The sequence below is a fragment of the Pseudomonas sp. PDM19 genome, from assembly GCF_014852215.1.
In the GTDB taxonomy this organism is placed as follows: Bacteria; Pseudomonadota; Gammaproteobacteria; order Pseudomonadales; family Pseudomonadaceae; genus Pseudomonas.
Genome location: NZ_JACVBG010000005.1, coordinates 638846 through 654855 on the forward strand (window position 1 = coordinate 638846; position 16010 = coordinate 654855).

The 16010-nt window shown below is 61.5% G+C and carries 16 protein-coding genes and 1 pseudogene; 14 read left to right on the forward strand and 3 right to left on the reverse strand.

Going from position 1 to position 16010, the window contains the following annotated elements; translation table 11 throughout:
* Nucleotides 1-2: 2 nt before the first annotated feature.
* From recF to dnaA, 3 genes and pseudogenes are all read right to left on the reverse strand, one after another.
* Nucleotides 3-1105, reverse strand: a pseudogene (gene recF / locus IB273_RS29420) (DNA replication/repair protein RecF).
* Nucleotides 1106-1114: 9 nt separating this feature from the next.
* Nucleotides 1115-2221, reverse strand: coding sequence for a DNA polymerase III subunit beta (dnaN, locus tag IB273_RS29425; protein ID WP_192225655.1), 1107 nt, complete (start codon nt 2219-2221; stop codon nt 1115-1117).
* Nucleotides 2222-2250: 29 nt separating this feature from the next.
* Complete coding sequence (gene dnaA / locus IB273_RS29430) at nt 2251-3780, reverse strand: chromosomal replication initiator protein DnaA (RefSeq protein WP_081518986.1); 1530 nt, start codon at nt 3778-3780, stop codon at nt 2251-2253.
* Between the two features lie 521 nt (nt 3781-4301).
* Here dnaA and rpmH point away from each other — a divergent pair.
* From rpmH to IB273_RS29500, 14 genes are all read left to right on the forward strand, one after another.
* A complete protein-coding gene (gene rpmH, locus IB273_RS29435) occupies nt 4302-4436 on the forward strand; it encodes a 50S ribosomal protein L34 (RefSeq protein ID WP_003100258.1) in 135 nt (44 codons plus the stop codon).
* Nucleotides 4437-4450: 14 nt separating this feature from the next.
* A complete protein-coding gene (gene rnpA, locus IB273_RS29440) occupies nt 4451-4858 on the forward strand; it encodes a ribonuclease P protein component (protein WP_081518987.1) in 408 nt (135 codons plus the stop codon).
* A complete protein-coding gene (yidD, locus tag IB273_RS29445) occupies nt 4851-5099 on the forward strand; it encodes a membrane protein insertion efficiency factor YidD (protein ID WP_015479779.1) in 249 nt (82 codons plus the stop codon). The genes rnpA and yidD overlap by 8 nt, the downstream gene beginning before the upstream one ends.
* A 2-nt stretch (nt 5100-5101) precedes the next feature.
* Nucleotides 5102-6850 carry a membrane protein insertase YidC gene (yidC, locus tag IB273_RS29450; protein WP_081518988.1) on the forward strand — a complete coding sequence of 583 codons (1749 nt, stop codon included), beginning with the start codon at nt 5102-5104 and terminating at the stop codon, nt 6848-6850.
* Nucleotides 6851-6957: 107 nt separating this feature from the next.
* Nucleotides 6958-8325, forward strand: a complete 1368-nt coding sequence (gene mnmE, locus IB273_RS29455) for a tRNA uridine-5-carboxymethylaminomethyl(34) synthesis GTPase MnmE (protein ID WP_192225656.1) — start codon at nt 6958-6960, stop codon at nt 8323-8325.
* A 548-nt stretch (nt 8326-8873) separates the two neighbouring features.
* Complete coding sequence (mnmG, locus tag IB273_RS29460) at nt 8874-10766, forward strand: tRNA uridine-5-carboxymethylaminomethyl(34) synthesis enzyme MnmG (protein WP_081518990.1); 1893 nt, start codon at nt 8874-8876, stop codon at nt 10764-10766.
* Nucleotides 10766-11416, forward strand: a complete 651-nt coding sequence (rsmG, locus tag IB273_RS29465) for a 16S rRNA (guanine(527)-N(7))-methyltransferase RsmG (RefSeq protein WP_192210494.1) — start codon at nt 10766-10768, stop codon at nt 11414-11416. The genes mnmG and rsmG overlap by 1 nt, the downstream gene beginning before the upstream one ends.
* Before the next feature lie 18 nt (nt 11417-11434).
* A complete protein-coding gene (locus IB273_RS29470; protein WP_024765005.1) occupies nt 11435-12223 on the forward strand; it encodes a ParA family protein in 789 nt (262 codons plus the stop codon).
* A 17-nt stretch (nt 12224-12240) separates the two neighbouring features.
* Complete coding sequence (locus IB273_RS29475) at nt 12241-13113, forward strand: ParB/RepB/Spo0J family partition protein (protein ID WP_081518992.1); 873 nt, start codon at nt 12241-12243, stop codon at nt 13111-13113.
* A 153-nt stretch (nt 13114-13266) separates the two neighbouring features.
* On the forward strand, nt 13267-13674 hold the full coding sequence (locus tag IB273_RS29480) for a F0F1 ATP synthase subunit I (RefSeq protein ID WP_081518993.1): 408 nt from the start codon (nt 13267-13269) through the stop codon (nt 13672-13674).
* Nucleotides 13675-13690: 16 nt separating this feature from the next.
* Nucleotides 13691-14560 (forward strand): F0F1 ATP synthase subunit A, encoded by an 870-nt coding sequence (gene atpB / locus IB273_RS29485; protein WP_017518843.1) that lies wholly within the window; start codon nt 13691-13693, stop codon nt 14558-14560.
* 109 nt (nt 14561-14669) lie between these two features.
* Entirely contained in the window at nt 14670-14927 is a 258-nt protein-coding gene (atpE, locus tag IB273_RS29490; RefSeq protein ID WP_003457994.1) for a F0F1 ATP synthase subunit C, read from the forward strand.
* A gap of 52 nt (nt 14928-14979) precedes the next feature.
* The gene (locus tag IB273_RS29495) at nt 14980-15450 is read left to right on the forward strand and encodes a F0F1 ATP synthase subunit B (RefSeq protein ID WP_081518994.1); all 471 of its coding nucleotides are present in this window, start codon (nt 14980-14982) and stop codon (nt 15448-15450) included.
* 12 nt (nt 15451-15462) lie between these two features.
* Nucleotides 15463-15999, forward strand: coding sequence for a F0F1 ATP synthase subunit delta (locus tag IB273_RS29500; protein WP_017518841.1), 537 nt, complete (start codon nt 15463-15465; stop codon nt 15997-15999).
* Nucleotides 16000-16010: the final 11 nt, after the last annotated feature.

Genomic DNA, 16010 nt, shown 5'->3' on the forward strand with positions numbered 1-16010 from the left:
CTTCACTCCCGATGGTAGTGTCCTGAGAGACGCGCCCATGTTCCACGTGGAACATCGACACCGGCGTTTCCGTTTGCCAGCCGTCTTTCAATAAGTGCGGGTCGACGCAGGTGATGAACACCTGACAACCCAGATCCTCGAGAAGCCGGCACAAAGACAACCGATGCTTCTCATCCAATTCGGAGGGGAGGTCATCCACCAGGTACACGCATTGCCCGCGCTTGGCCTGGTTGATCAAGTGCCCCTGGGCGATCCGCAAAGCGCAGACCACCAGTTTCTGTTGGCCACGGGAAAGAATCTCCGCAGCATTGTGTCCCCCCAGACGAATTCTCAGGTCCGCCCGTTGCGGCCCCGCCTGGGTGTGTCCCATCTGCTGATCGCGCAGCAGGCTGGAAGACAGTACTTCACTCAGGTTGCGGTCCTTGTCCCATCCCCGGTAGTAGCTGAGCGTCAGGTCATCGATCTGGATCAGCTCGGCCAGGGTCCGCTCGAATTGAGGCTTGAGAGCCTGGATATAGGACCGTCGATAAGCGTCGATTTCGTCGCTCGCCGCGCACAATTCGCGGTCCCACGCAGCCTGCGAAGCACCGTCCAGTCTACCATGTCGGAGCCACGAGTTCCGCTGCCGCAGGGCCTTCTGCAGCCTCTGCCAGGCGACCATGAAGCGTTGTTCCACGTGGAACACTCCCCAGTCGAGGAACTGCCGGCGAATCTTCGGCGCCCCCTCCAACAGACGGAAGCTATCCGGATTGATCAACTGCAACGGCAAGGTCTCGGCAAGTTGAGCAGCGCTTCGAGCATTCTGCCCGTCGATGCGAATCTGGAACTCGCCCTGACGATCACGTGAAACCCCCAGGCTGCTATCGAAGCCATTGCCCAGGCGAACCTGTCCGAAAACCGTGCAAGCCGGTTCTTCGTACTGGATAACAGGTTGCAGGCGCATGCTGCGGAAGGAGCGGGCGAGACCGAGCAGGTAGATGGCTTCCAGCACGCTGGTCTTGCCGCTGCCGTTTTCGCCGTAGAGGATGTTGATGCGGGGGGAGGGGGAGAAGGTCACCGGGTGCAGGTTGCGCACCGCGGTGACCGAAAGGCGGGTAAGGGACATCGATACGCGTCAGAGGCGCATCGGCATGACGACGTAGGCAGAATCGTCGTTGTCCGCTTCCTGCAGCAGCGCACTGCTGTTGGAGTCGGAGAGAATCATGCGCACCTGCTCGGTCCCCATGACACCCAGGACGTCCAGCAGATAGCTGACGTTGAAGCCGATTTCCAGATTGCCGCCGTTGTAGTCGACCTGCACTTCTTCTTCAGCCTCTTCCTGCTCCGGGTTGTTCGCCTGGATTTTCAGGAGGCCGTTGGAGAGTTGCAAACGGATGCCACGGTACTTCTCGTTAGACAGGATCGCGGTACGGCTGAACGCTTCGCGCAGCACCTGGCGATCACCGATGACCAGCTTGTCACCGCCCTTGGGCAGCACGCGCTCGTAATCCGGGAACTTGCCGTCTACCAGCTTGGAAGTGAAGGTGAACTCGCCGGTGGTTGCACGGATATGGTGCTGGCCGAGGACGATGGACACTCCGCCATCCTGCTCGGTGAGCAGGCGAGCCAGTTCGAGGATGCCCTTACGCGGCACGATCACCTGGTGGCGATCCTGCGCTTCGGGCACGCCGTTGCTCAGCGAGCACATGGCCAGGCGGTGGCCGTCAGTAGCCACTGCACGCAGGGTGCCGCCACCCACTTCCAGCAGCATGCCGTTGAGGTAGTAGCGAACGTCCTGCTGCGCCATGGCGAAGCTGGTGCGATCGATCAGGCGACGCAGCTTGCTCTGCACCAGGCTGAAGGTCAGCGAACCCGGGCCTTCCTCAACAGTGGGGAAGTCGTTGGCCGGCAGGGTGGAAAGGGTGAAGCGGCTGCGGCCGGCCTTCACCAGGAGCTTCTGTTCGTCAACGCGGATGTCGATAACGGCGTCGCTGGGCAGGCTCTTGCAGATGTCCATCAGCTTGCGCGCCGGCACGGTGATTTCGCCCGGCTCGGCAGCGTCTTCCAGGGTGACGCGACCTACCAGCTCGACTTCCAGGTCGGTGCCGGTCAGCGACAGTTGCTGGCCTTCGACAACCAGCAGGACGTTGGAAAGAACCGGCAGCGTCTGGCGGCGCTCGACAACGCCAGCGACCAGTTGCAGGGGTTTCAACAGAGCTTCGCGTTGAATAGTGAAATGCATGGTCTAGTCCCTTGCCTCGTGAGGCTGCGTCAGGTGGTCAGAGTACGCAGCAGGTTCTTGTAGTCCTCGCGGATATCCGCGTCGGATTCCTTGAGTTGAGCGATCTTACGACAGGCATGCAGCACCGTGGTGTGATCCCGACCGCCGAAGGCCACGCCGATCTCCGGCAGGCTGTGGTTGGTCAGTTCCTTGGAGAGTGCCATGGCAACCTGACGCGGACGTGCCACCGAACGCGAACGGCGCTTGGACAGCAGGTCGGCGATCTTGATCTTGTAATACTCGGCGACGGTGCGCTGGATGTTGTCGATGCTGACCAGCTTGTCCTGCAGGGCCAGCAGGTCCTTCAGTGACTCGCGAATCAGCTCGATGGTGATCGGCCGGCCCATGAAGTGGGAGTGGGCGATCACGCGCTTGAGCGCACCTTCCAGCTCACGCACGTTGGAGCGGATGCGCTGGGCGATGAAGAATGCAGCGTCGTGCGGCAGCTCGACCTTGGCCTGCTCGGCCTTCTTCATCAGGATCGCCACGCGGGTTTCCAGCTCCGGCGGCTCCACGGCCACCGTCAGGCCCCAGCCGAAGCGCGACTTCAGGCGCTCTTCCAGGCCTTCGATTTCCTTCGGGTAGCGGTCGCTGGTCAGGATGACCTGCTGGCCGCCTTCGAGCAGGGCGTTGAAGGTGTGGAAGAACTCTTCCTGGGAACGCTCCTTGCGGGCGAAGAACTGGATATCGTCGATCAGCAGTGCATCCACCGAACGGTAGAAGCGCTTGAACTCGTTGATGGCGTTCAGCTGCAGCGCTTTCACCATGTCTGCGACGAAACGCTCCGAATGCAGGTACACGACCTTGGCATTGGGGTTCTTCTTCAGCAGGTGGTTACCCACAGCGTGCATCAGGTGGGTCTTGCCCAGGCCGACGCCGCCATAAAGGAAGAGCGGGTTGTAGCCGTGCTTGAGGTTGTCCGCGACCTGCCAGGCGGCCGCACGGGCCAGCTGGTTGGATTTACCTTCGACAAAGTTCTCGAAGGTGAAGGTGCGGTTGAGGTAGCTGGTGTGCTTGAGCGCACCTTCTACCTGCACGTTGCGCTCGGTGCGCACAGCTGCGGCCGGCATGGCAGCAGCCATCGGATCGATGCCCGGACTGGATTCGTCGAGATCGACGATGGTCTGCACCGGCGCGGCCTGGATAGGCTGCGGCTCGGGCATGGAGAGAGCCACCGGCGCAGGTGCAACCACTGGCGCAGGCGCAGCGGCAACAGGAGCGGGCTGAACATGTACCTGCGGCGTGGGAACCAGGGCAGGGCGTGGAGTGCGGCTGCGGCGGCTGCCAATCAGCAGCGAAATCGCCGGAATCTGGCCATTGCCGCGTTCGCTCAGCAATTCGAGCAGGCGCCCCATGTACTTCTCGTTGACCCAGTCGAGTACGAAGCGGTTGGGTGCGTAGACGCGCAGCTCCTCACCCTCGGCCTCGACCTGCAAAGGTCGGATCCAGGTGTTGAACTGCTGGGACGGCAGCTCGTCGCGCAGAAGCTCCACGCACTGCTGCCAAAGTTCCACGGACACGGATATCCCCCAAAAGAAGTCGCAAAGCGAAACAGGCGGCTATTGTATCCCCGCCGGACCAACTTATCCACAGTTAAGCGCGCCGGGATGCAAGCAAAATCAAGGTGTTAATGATTTTACCGGTGGTCGGGTAATAGCGCCTTAAACCTTGTGGATAACAGCTTGATGGGGCAGGGGATGACCCTGGTGATGGTTCTGTGGAAAAAATCCCTGTGGAAAAATCCGCATTCCATACCCAGCTTTCCAACCGGCTCCGCACAAGCGGCCCACGACTTCCCGACAGGGTTATCATTTCCTCAGAGGCGCTTGTTCAAAGGCTGAAGGACAGTTATGCACAGGCATTCGCCGCCATAAACATAATCATCGCTTCAATCTCTAGAAAAAGAGATTTCCTCCCTTTCTATAGATTTTGTATCGGGGTCTGGTTGGAAATTGACCTGACCGCGCGATTTCACTAGAATCGCCGGTCTCTTTAAACGGGGTCACTGCGACCTCATGTCGTCAAACCCAGGTACCGAATCATGAAACGTACTTTCCAACCCAGCACCCTCAAGCGCGCTCGCGTGCACGGCTTCCGCGCTCGCATGGCCACCAAGAACGGTCGTCAGGTTCTGTCGCGTCGTCGCGCCAAGGGCCGTAAGCGTCTGACCGTCTGATTTGTCTGACACAGGTGGTGAGTCGAGATTTCAGCCGGGATAAACGTCTTCTGACAGCCCGGCAATTCACAGCAGTCTTCGACTCCCCCACCTCCAAGGTTCCCGGCAAGCACATCCTGCTGCTGGCGCGCGAAAACGGTCTCGATCACCCCCGCCTGGGCCTGGTGATCGGCAAGAAGAACGTCAAGCTCGCCGTCGAGCGCAACCGCCTCAAACGCCTTCTCCGTGAATCCTTCCGCCATCACCAGCAGAAGCTGGCCGGCCTGGATATCGTGGTGATCGCGCGCAAGGGCCTCGGCGATCTGGAGAATGAAGAGCTGCACCAGCAGTTCGGAAAACTCTGGAAGCGCCTGTTGCGCAACCGGCCCAGCCCGGAACCTTCGACAGAATCTCCGGGAGTGGCCGACAGTTCCCATGCGTAGACTGGCGCTGTTACTGATCCAGTTTTACCGCTACGCCATCAGTCCCATGATGGGCAGGCACTGTCGTTTCTACCCCAGCTGTTCCTGCTACGCGCAAGAAGCCATTGAAACCCATGGTTTCCTGCGTGGTGGCTGGCTGGCCGCTCGTCGCCTAGGCCGCTGCCACCCCTGGCATCCCGGTGGCTACGATCCGGTACCGCCAGATCCTTCCAAGCCCGCCCCTTCCTCGACGGCCGAGTAACCATGGACATCAAACGTTCAATCCTATTCGTCGCCCTGGCAATCGTGTCCTACGCGCTGGTTCTCCAGTGGAACAAGGACTACGGCCAGCCCGAACTGCCGGCGCAGACCGCGACCTTCAATCAGACTGAAGGCCTGCCGGACACTTCCGTGCCTGCCGGCAATGCGGCCAATGCCGACGTACCCACCACGCAGAACGCCCAGGCCAGCCTGCCCAATGAGCAGAAGCCGGCTGCAGCCAGCGAACAGCTGATCCGCGTGAAGACCGATGTCCTGGACCTGACCATCGACCCGCGCGGCGGCGACGTGATCAAGCTCGGCCTGACCCAGTACCCGCTGCGCCAGGATCGCCCGGACGTACCGTTCCCGCTCTTCGAGCGTGACAACCAGCGCACCTACCTGGCCCAGAGCGGCCTGACCGGCGCCAACGGCCCGGATGCCGCTGCCAGCGGTCGCCCGCTCTACGCCTCGGCCAAACCCGTCTACGAACTGGCCGACGGCCAGGACCAGATGGTGGTCGACCTGACTTATGCACAGGATGGCGTCAGCTACATCAAGCGCTTCACCTTCCACCGCGGTCTGAAAAACGACTGCACCGAGAAGGAAAAGGCACAGAAGAAGCTCGAGTGCATCAACCCCAATGCCTATCAGGTTGGCGTGAGCTACCTGATCGACAACCAGAGCGACAAACCGTGGAACGCTTCGCTGTTCGCCCAGCTCAAGCGTGACGCCAGCGTCGATCCGTCCTCCACCACCGCTACCGGCGTATCGACCTACCTCGGCGCTGCGGTCTGGACCCCTGAAAAGCCCTACGTGAAAGTGTCCATGAAGGACATGGACAAGGAGCAGTTCAAGGAAACCGTTCAGGGTGGCTGGGTAGCCTGGCTGCAGCACTACTTCGTCACCGCCTGGGTTCCCGCCAAGGGCGATACCCACAGCGTGATGACCCGCAAGGACGCCCAGGGCAACTACATCGTCGGCTACACCGGTCCCAACCTGACCGTTGCGCCGGGTGCCAAGGGCGAAACCAGCATGACCCTGTATGCCGGCCCGAAACTGCAGGCGTACCTGAAGGAACTGTCTCCGGGTCTGGAACTGACCGTCGACTACGGCCCGCTGTGGTTCATCGCCCAGCCGATCTTCTGGCTGCTGCAACATATCCACAACCTCGTGGGTAACTGGGGCTGGTCGATCATCTTCCTGACCATCGTCATCAAACTGGCCTTCTTCCCGCTGTCCGCCGCCAGCTACCGCTCCATGGCCCGCATGCGCGCCGTGTCGCCGAAACTGGCTGCCCTGAAGGAACAGCACGGCGACGATCGCCAGAAGATGTCCCAGGCGATGATGGAGCTGTACAAGAAGGAGAAGATCAACCCGCTGGGCGGCTGCCTGCCGATCCTGGTGCAGATGCCGGTCTTCCTCTCCCTGTACTGGGTACTGCTGGAAAGCGTCGAGATGCGCCAGGCCCCGTGGCTGGGCTGGATCGTCGACCTGTCGGTGAAGGATCCGTTCTTCATCCTGCCGATCATCATGGGTGCCACCATGCTGGTTCAGCAGATGCTCAACCCGACTCCGCCGGACCCCATGCAGGCCAAGGTGATGAAGCTGATGCCGATCATCTTCACCTTCTTCTTCCTGTGGTTCCCGGCCGGCCTGGTGCTGTACTGGGTTGTGAACAACTGCCTGTCCATCGCACAGCAGTGGTACATTACCCGTCGGATCGAAGCGGCCGCGAAGAAGGCTTCTGCCTGACATCGCCGCCCGACACCGATCGACAAGACGCCCCCTCGTGGGGCGTTTTGCTATGTGGATAACTTTGCCTTGCCGCGAGCCACGACAACAACCGCGAGACCGCCGACATGAATGCAGCCCGTGAAACCATCGCCGCCGTCGCCACCGCCCAGGGCCGTGGCGGGGTGGGCATCGTCCGTGTCTCCGGTCCTCGTGCGCGCACCATGGCGATCACCCTGAGCGGCCGCGAGCCCCAACCACGCTATGCCCACTACGGGCCTTTCCACGCTGATGATGGCGAGGTCATCGACGAAGGCCTGCTGCTGTACTTCCCCGGCCCGAATTCCTTCACCGGCGAAGACGTGCTGGAGCTGCAGGGCCATGGTGGCCCCGTAGTGATGGACATGCTGCTGCAGCGCTGCCTCGAGCTGGGCGCCCGCCAGGCCCGCCCCGGCGAGTTCAGCGAGCGCGCGTTCCTCAACGACAAGCTCGACCTGGCCCAGGCCGAAGCCATTGCCGACCTCATCGAAGCCAGCTCCGCGCAGGCCGCACGCAACGCCGTGCGCTCACTCCAGGGTGAGTTCTCCAAGCGTGTGCATAACCTCACCGACCAGCTGATCGGCCTGCGCATGTATGTCGAGGCTGCCATCGACTTCCCGGAAGAGGAAATCGACTTCCTCGCCGACGGCCATGTTCTCTCGCAACTGGATGCAGTACGCGCGGAACTCGCCTCGGTGCTGCGCGAGGCAGGTCAGGGAGCGCTGCTGCGTGACGGCATGACGGTAGTCATCGCCGGGCGTCCCAACGCCGGCAAATCCAGCCTGCTGAATGCCCTGGCAGGGCGTGAGGCGGCCATCGTCACCGATATCGCCGGCACCACCCGCGACGTGCTGCGCGAACATATCCACATTGACGGTATGCCGCTGCACATCATCGACACTGCCGGCCTGCGCAGCACCGATGACCATGTGGAAAAAATCGGCGTGGAACGCGCCCTGAAGGCCATCAACGAGGCGGATCGAGTCCTCCTCGTGGTGGATTCCACTGCGCCGGAAGCCAGCGATCCCTTCGCGCTTTGGCCGGAATTCCTCGACAGTCGCCCGGATCCGGCACATGTGACCCTGATTCGCAACAAGGCGGATTTATCCACAGAGAGCATCGGGCTCGAAGAGAGTTCTGACGGCCACGTCACCATCACCTTGTCCGCGCGCTCCGGCAATGGCCTGGAACTGCTGCGCGAGCACCTCAAGGCCTGCATGGGCTTCGAGCAGACCGCAGAGAGCAGTTTCAGCGCGCGCCGGCGCCATCTGGAGGCCCTGCGCCTGGCTGGAGACAGCCTCGAGCACGGCCGCGCACAGCTCACCCTGAGCGGCGCGGGCGAGCTGCTGGCCGAAGACCTGCGTCAGGCCCAGCAAGCCCTGGGCGAGATTACCGGTACCTTCACGCCGGATGACCTGCTGGGACGCATTTTCTCCAGCTTCTGCATCGGCAAGTAATCCACAACGCTGTTTTTCCCTGCCGGTAACGGGTCCATCCCGTCACCGCGCCTCCGGCTGCCCGGCAATCAGCGCCAGGATCAGCTATCCACAGCCATAGACTCCACAGAAGGCCCGATATACGTGGCTTACAGAGCATAAATAGTACATTCCACAGGCCTCCGTGAACCTTGTGGAAAAGTCGCGTACAGATACGTTAACAAACCCTGCCTCATCCAGTGGATAAATCCACCTGTTGATAACAATGCACTTAATCCACAAGCTAGACACGGGAGATCCCCTGCCAACGTACAGAATCGGCACAGGGTTGTTAGGCTCTGAAACCCAGGAGTTACTTGGCCTTGAGTGGGTTATCCACAGAAAACGGCTTCACCATACATAAACACAAGCTCTAAAAAGATTTAAAAAGATTCCTCTCTTTTAATTTCTATAGAGGTGAACAGGACCCGTTGGCTATTTTTTGTTCAGGTGCCTTCAATCGAAAGCCCTTACCCCCTATACTGTCCGGCTCTCTTCTTTCTCCTTGATCAACAGGCACGAGGTGCGTGGTGGATTTCCCTTCCCGTTTTGACGTGATCGTGATCGGCGGCGGCCATGCCGGCACAGAGGCCGCACTAGCGGCCGCACGCATGGGCGTGAAGACGCTGCTGCTCACCCACAATGTGGAAACCCTTGGCCAGATGAGCTGCAACCCCGCCATCGGTGGGATCGGCAAAAGCCATCTGGTAAAGGAAATCGATGCGCTGGGCGGTGCCATGGCACTGGCCACCGATAAAGGCGGCATCCAGTTCCGTGTGCTCAACAGCCGTAAAGGCCCGGCAGTCCGTGCGACCCGAGCCCAGGCTGACCGCGTTCTCTACAAGGCCGCCGTGCGCGAGATCCTGGAGAATCAGCCGAACCTGTGGATATTCCAGCAGGCCTGTGATGACCTGATCGTCGAACAGGATCAGGTGCGCGGCGTAGTGACCCAGATGGGTCTGAAATTCCATGCGGATAACGTCGTACTCACCGCCGGCACTTTCCTCGGTGGACTTATCCACATCGGCCTGGAGAACTACTCAGGCGGCCGCGCAGGTGATCCGCCCTCGATCGCCCTGGCCCGCCGCCTGCGTGAACTGCCGCTGCGTGTTGGCCGCCTGAAGACCGGCACTCCGCCACGCATCGATGGCCGCAGCGTCGATTTCAGCGTGATGACCGAGCAGCCCGGCGATACGCCGATCCCGGTGATGTCCTTCCTGGGCTCCAAGGAGATGCATCCGCGCCAGGTCAGCTGCTGGATCACCCACACCAACGCGCGGACCCACGAGATCATCGCGTCCAACCTCGATCGCTCGCCCATGTACTCCGGCGTTATCGAAGGGGTCGGCCCGCGCTATTGCCCGTCGATCGAAGACAAGATCCATCGCTTCGCCGACAAGGACAGCCATCAGGTCTTCCTCGAACCCGAGGGCCTGACCACCCACGAGCTGTACCCGAACGGCATCTCCACTTCGCTGCCCTTCGATGTGCAACTGGATATCGTCCGCTCGATCCGCGGCATGGAGAACGCGCACATCGTTCGCCCGGGCTACGCCATCGAGTACGACTACTTCGATCCGCGCGACCTGAAGTACAGCCTGGAAACCAAGGTCATCGGTGGTCTGTTCTTCGCTGGCCAGATCAACGGCACCACTGGCTACGAAGAAGCCGGCGCCCAGGGGCTGCTCGCCGGCGCCAACGCCGCGCTGCGCTCGCAAGGCCGTGAAAGCTGGTGCCCGCGTCGCGACGAGGCCTACATCGGTGTACTGGTCGACGACCTGATTACCCTCGGCACCCAGGAGCCGTACCGCATGTTCACGTCGCGCGCCGAGTACCGGCTGATCCTGCGCGAGGACAACGCGGATCTGCGCCTGACCGAGAAAGGCCGCGAACTGGGCCTGATCGACGACGAGCGCTGGGCTGTCTTTGAAGCCAAGCGCGAAGGCATCGAGCGCGAGGAACAGCGCCTGAAGAGCACCTGGGTTCGCCCCAACACGCCGCAGGGCGACGCTATCGCCGAGCGCTTTGGCACTCCGCTGGCTCACGAGTACAACCTGCTGAACCTGCTGGCCCGCCCGGAAATCGACTACCTCAGCCTGGCCGAAGTGACCGGCGCCGGTGCCGAAGACCCGCAGGTCGCAGAACAGGTGGAGATCCGTACCAAGTACGCCGGCTACATCGATCGCCAGCAGGAAGAAATTGCGCGCCTGCGAGCCAGCGAAGATACCCGCCTGCCTGTGGATATCGACTACGCGTCCATCTCCGGGCTGTCCAAGGAGATCCAACTCAAGCTGGGCACCGCACGACCAGAGACTCTCGGTCAGGCCGGGCGCATCCCGGGCGTGACCCCGGCGGCGATCTCCCTGTTGCTGATCCACCTGAAAAAGCGCTCGTCCGGTCGTCAGCTGGAGCAGAGCGCCTGATGTCCCTGGTCACTGCCCGCCACGCCGAAGAACTCGCGCGTGGCATCCAGACGCTCGGCCTGGATATCGACGAAGCCGCCCAGCAGCGCCTGCTGGATTACCTGGCCTTGCTGGCCAAGTGGAACAAGGCCTACAACCTCACCGCCGTGCGCGATGTGGATGAAATGGTCTCCCGCCACCTGCTCGACAGCCTGAGCATCGTCCCGCAGTTCGAAGCTGCCGGTGGCGAGCGCTGGCTGGACGTCGGCAGCGGCGGCGGCATGCCCGGTATCCCGCTGGCCATCCTGTTCCCCGGCAAGTCGCTGACCCTGCTGGACAGCAACGGCAAGAAGACCCGCTTCCTGACCCAGGTGAAGCTGGAGCTCAAGCTCGACAACCTGCAGGTTATCCACAGCCGGGTGGAGGCCTTCCAACCGGAGCTGCCGTTCAATGGCATAGTCTCGCGGGCTTTCAGCAGCCTCGAGGACTTCACCAACTGGACGCGCCACCTGGGGGACACCCAGACCAACTGGCTGGCCATGAAAGGCGTACACCCCAGCGACGAGCTCGCGGCACTCCCGGAAGATTTCCGGGTCGAAGCCGAACGCGCTCTGGCGGTGCCGGGTTGCCAAGGCCAGCGCCATCTGCTGATACTGCGCCGCACTGCATGACGGGGAGTGGGGAAAACCATGGCTAAGGTATTCGCGATCGCCAACCAGAAGGGCGGCGTCGGCAAGACCACGACCTGTATCAACCTCGCGGCATCGCTGGTCGCCACCAAGCGACGCGTGCTGCTGATCGACCTCGATCCACAGGGCAACGCCACCACCGGCAGCGGTGTGGATAAGTTGTCCCTGGACCATTCCATCTACGACGTGCTCACCGGTGAATGCGACCTGGCCCAGGCCATGCAGTTCTCCGAGCACGGCGGCTACCAGCTGCTCCCCGCCAACCGCGACCTCACCGCGGCTGAAGTGGTGCTGCTGGAAATGGACATGAAGGAACATCGTCTGCGCCATGCCCTGGCGCCGATTCGCGAAAACTACGACTTCATCCTCATCGACTGCCCGCCGTCGCTGTCGATGCTGACGGTCAACGCCCTGTCCGCCTCGGACGGCGTGATCATCCCGATGCAGTGCGAGTACTACGCACTGGAGGGCCTGACCGACCTGATGAACAGCATCCAGCGCATCGCCGAGCGGCTGAACCCGGCGCTGAAGATCGAGGGTCTGCTGCGCACCATGTACGACCCGCGCATCAGCCTGACCAACGATGTCAGCGCGCAGTTGCAGGAGCACTTCGGCGACAAGCTCTACACCACCGTGATCCCGCGCAACGTGCGACTGGCCGAGGCACCCAGCTTCGGCATGCCGGCGCTGGTCTACGACAAGCAATCGCGCGGTGCCCTCGCCTACCTGGCGCTGGCCGGCGAGCTGGTGCGCCGTCAGCGCGCCGCCCGCACCACCGCCCCCGCCTAAGAGATTAAGGAACCCGCATGGCCGCCAAGAAACGAGGTCTCGGACGCGGGCTGGATGCCCTGCTCAGTGGCTCCAGCGCCGCTACGTTGCAGGAAGAAGCCGTTCAGGTGGACAGCAAGGAGCTGCAGCACCTGCCGCTGGACCTGATCCAGCGCGGCAAGTACCAGCCCCGTCGCGACATGGACCCGCAGGCCCTCGAAGAACTCGCCCAGTCGATCAAGGTCCAGGGCGTGATGCAGCCGATCGTCGTGCGCCCGATCGACAAGGGCCGCTACGAGATCATCGCCGGTGAACGCCGCTGGCGCGCCAGCCAGCAGGCCGGCCTGGACAAGATCCCGGCCATGGTCCGCGAAGTACCGGACGAAGCCGCCATCGCCATGGCGCTGATCGAAAACATCCAGCGCGAGGACCTCAACCCCATCGAGGAAGCCGCCGCGCTGCAGCGACTGCAGCAGGAATTCCAGCTGACCCAGCAACAGGTCGCCGACGCCGTGGGTAAATCCCGCGTGACCGTGGCCAACCTGCTGCGCCTGATCGCCCTGCCGGAAGAGATCAAGACCCTCCTGTCCCACGGCGACCTGGAAATGGGCCACGCCCGTGCCTTGCTTGGATTGCCCGAAAACAGGCAGGTTGAGGGTGCGCGACATGTTGTCGCACGCGGCTTCACCGTGCGTCAGACTGAAGCATTGGTGCGCCAGTGGCTCAATGCCCCCGAGGAACCTGTCAAAGCGGTCAGGACCGACCCGGACATCAGTCGCCTCGAACAGCGCCTGGCCGAGCGCCTGGGCGCTCCGGTGCAGATTCGCCATGGGCAGAAGGGCAAAGGCCAGTTGGTGATCCGCTACAACTCCCTCGACGAGCTTCAAGGCGTACTCGCCCACATACGTTGATACGAACGTAGCATGTAGGGGTCGTCGGAAATCACTACCTGACGGTTGAACGGGGGGCCTGCAGCCCCCTATACTCTGCGCGCAATTTTGTCGGCACAAAGTATGCCAAGTTATTGATTTGTGACGCCGACGCCAGAGGACTGTGAGCTGAAGATGGAACCCCGCAAGCCCGATCGTTTGCCCTTCCATCAACAACCGGCTTTTCGCCTGTTGCTCGTCCAGCTGGTGGTGCTGCTTATCGGTGCAGCAGTCCTGTGGTTTGCACGGGGATCGGTCGCAGGCTATTCCGGTTTGCTCGGGGGCCTGATTGCGTGGTTGCCGAATCTGTACTTTGCTCGCAAGGCGTTCCGCTACAGCGGCGCGCGTTCTGCCCAGCTGATAGTCCGGTCCTTTTATGCCGGTGAGGCGGGAAAACTGATTTTGACGGCAGTGCTCTTCGCACTGACGTTTGCAGGTGTGAAGCCCCTGGCGCCACTGGCGCTGTTCGGCCTCTACCTGCTGACCCTCGCGGTCAGCTGGTTTGCACCCCTGCTGATGCGAAACACATTTACAAGACCTTAGAGCGATTGAGGCAAACATGGCAGCAGAAAGCGCTTCGGGTTACATCCAGCACCACTTGCAGAACCTGACCCTGGGTCGTCTGCCGGATGGTTCCTGGGGGTTCGCCCACACCGCCGAACAAGCCAAGGAAATGGGCTTCTGGGCATTCCACGTTGATACCCTGGGCTGGTCCGTATTCCTCGGCCTGGTGTTCATCCTTATCTTCCGCATGGCAGCCAAGAAGGCCACCAGCGGTCAACCTGGCGGCCTGCAGAACTTCGTCGAAGTTCTCGTGGAGTTCGTCGACGGCAGCGTGAAGGACACCTTCCACGGCCGTAACCCGCTCATCGCACCGCTGGCGCTGACCGTGTTCGTCTGGATCTTCCTGATGAACCTGATCGACCTGGTGCCCGTGGACTTCCTGCCGCTCGCGGCCCAGGCGGTCACCGGTAACGAGCACCTGTTCTTCCGCGCCGTAGCCACCACCGATCCGAACGCCACCTTCGGCATGTCGATCGCGGTCTTCGCGCTGATCATCTTCTACAGCATCAAGGTCAAGGGCATCGGCGGCTTCCTCGGCGAACTGACCCTGCACCCGTTCCACAGCAGCAACATGGTGGTTCAGATCATCCTGATCCCCGTGAACTTCCTGCTGGAATTCGTGACCCTGATCGCCAAGCCGGTATCCCTGGCACTGCGTCTGTTCGGCAACATGTACGCCGGCGAGCTGATCTTCATCCTGATCGCCGTGATGTTCGGTTCCGGCATCCTCTGGCTGGGCGGCATGGGCGTCGTGCTGAACTGGGCGTGGGCCGTGTTCCACATCCTGATCATCACCCTGCAGGCCTTCATCTTCATGATGCTGACCATCGTCTATCTGTCGATGGCGCACGAAGACAGCCACTGATCCAAAGATTCTGTACGCCCCTTCCCGGATGGGAGGGGGTGAAAGAAGAGCTTCACCACCTTAACTTGCTTCACCTTTAACCAACACGACAAAAAAGTCGGGAGGAAAAATGGAAACTGTAGTTGGACTCACTGCTATCGCCGTTGCTCTGCTGATCGGTCTGGGCGCTCTGGGTACCGCCATCGGCTTCGGCCTGCTGGGCGGCAAGTTCCTGGAAGGCGCTGCTCGCCAGCCGGAAATGGTTCCGATGCTGCAGGTCAAAATGTTCATCGTCGCCGGCCTGCTCGACGCCGTGACCATGATCGGCGTTGGTATCGCTCTGTTCTTCACCTTCGCTAACCCGTTCATTGCTCAGGTTGCCCAGTAATTTCCGCAACGCGGGAATCTGTGACTGAACAACGAACGAGCGAGGTATTGGCGTGAACATTAATGCAACTCTGATCGGCCAGGCCATCGCGTTCGCCATCTTCGTCCTGTTCTGCATGAAGTTCGTATGGCCTCCGGTCATCGCGGCTCTGCACGAGCGTCAGAAGAAGATCGCCGACGGCCTGGACGCTGCCAACCGCGCGGCTCGTGACCTGGAACTGGCTCACGAGAAAGCGGGTCAGCAACTGCGCGAAGCCAAGGCTCAGGCAGCCGAAATCATCGAGCAGGCGAAGAAGAGCGCTAACCAGATCGTTGACGAAGCCCGTGATCAGGCCCGTGGTGAAGGTGATCGCATGATCGCTCAGGCCAAGGCCCAGATCGAACAGGAACTCAACAGCGTCAAAGACGCCCTGCGTGCCCAAGTGGGTGCCCTGGCTGTCTCCGGCGCCGAGAAGATCCTGGGTGCTTCGATCGATGCCAACGCGCAAAAGCAGCTGGTTGATCAACTGGCCGCCGAGATCTAAGCAGAGGGCGATATGGCAGAACTGACCACATTGGCTCGTCCATACGCGAAGGCGGCTTTCGAGTACGCCCAGGCTCATCAGCAACTGGCCGACTGGTCCGCTGCTCTGGGTGTGCTGGCTGCAGTGTCGCGGGACGACACCGTGCGCCAGCTGCTCAAGGAGCCCCAGCTGACCGCGGCAGCCAAGGCTGACGCGCTGATCGACGTGTGTGGCGACAAGCTCAATGCTCCGGCCCAGAACTTCGTCCGGACTGTGGCTGAAAACAAGCGGCTCGACCTCCTGCCGACCATCTTCGTGATGTTCGAGCAGCTCAAGGCCGAGCAGGAAAAGCTGGTCGAGGTCGAGGTCACCAGTGCCTTCGCCCTGGACCAGGAACAGCAGGACAAACTCGCCAAGGCTCTCAGCGCCCGGCTCAGTCGCGAAGTGCGACTTCATGCGTCGGAAGACGCGAGCTTGATCGGCGGCGTGGTAATTCGCGCCGGTGACTTGGTAATCGATGGCTCGGTGCGCGGCAAAATCGCGAAACTGGCCGAAGCGTTGAAATCTTGAGTTTGAAGGGG